A 696-nucleotide genomic window follows, 5' to 3' on the forward strand; every position below is an offset into this window, starting at 1 on the left:
GGCTCCTACTGCTTGTACGTACACGGTTTCAGGTTCTATTTCACTCCCCTCACAGGGGTTCTTTTCGCCTTTCCCTCACGGTACTAGTTCACTATCGGTCAGTTGGGAGTATTTAGCCTTGGAGGATGGTCCCCCCATATTCAGTCAAGATAACACGTGTCCCGACCTACTCGTTTTCACTGTAAAAGATTCTTCGTGTACGGGACTATCACCCTCTATCGTGGCACTTTCCAGAGCCTTCCACTAAATCTTATGCAGCTTAAGGGCTGCTCCCCGTTCGCTCGCCGCTACTAAGGGAATCTCGGTTGATTTCTTTTCCTCCGGGTACTTAGATGTTTCAGTTCCCCGGGTTCGCCTCCGCAACCTATGTATTCAGTTACGGATAGTGAGTAAACTCACTGGGTTTCCCCATTCGGAAATCCATGACTCATGCGCCTCTTACTGGCTCATCATGGCTTATCGCAAGTTAGTACGTCCTTCATCGCCTCCAACTGCCTAGGCATCCACCGTGTACGCTTAATCACTTAACCATACAACACCTAAACGGTGTTCTATGTTTCTTACATGACATGAACGATACGCCACCAAAGTTAATCTGGTGAGTTATACCTGGCTTGTTCAAACTTCGTTTGTTTCTTTATCAGCTTGTCCAAATTATTAAAGAGCAACTCACATAATGTGATTGATAAATATTCT

At 46.0% G+C, this 696-nt stretch carries 1 rRNA gene; it reads right to left on the reverse strand.

The annotated features are described in order from the left end of the window. A 23S ribosomal RNA gene (locus tag CWE13_RS12490) occupies window positions 1-530 on the reverse strand; the annotation flags it as partial. Window positions 531-696: the final 166 nt, after the last annotated feature.

Origin of the sequence: Aliidiomarina shirensis (assembly GCF_003987345.1) — a bacterium.
In the GTDB taxonomy this organism is placed as follows: Bacteria; Pseudomonadota; Gammaproteobacteria; order Enterobacterales; family Alteromonadaceae; genus Aliidiomarina; species Aliidiomarina shirensis.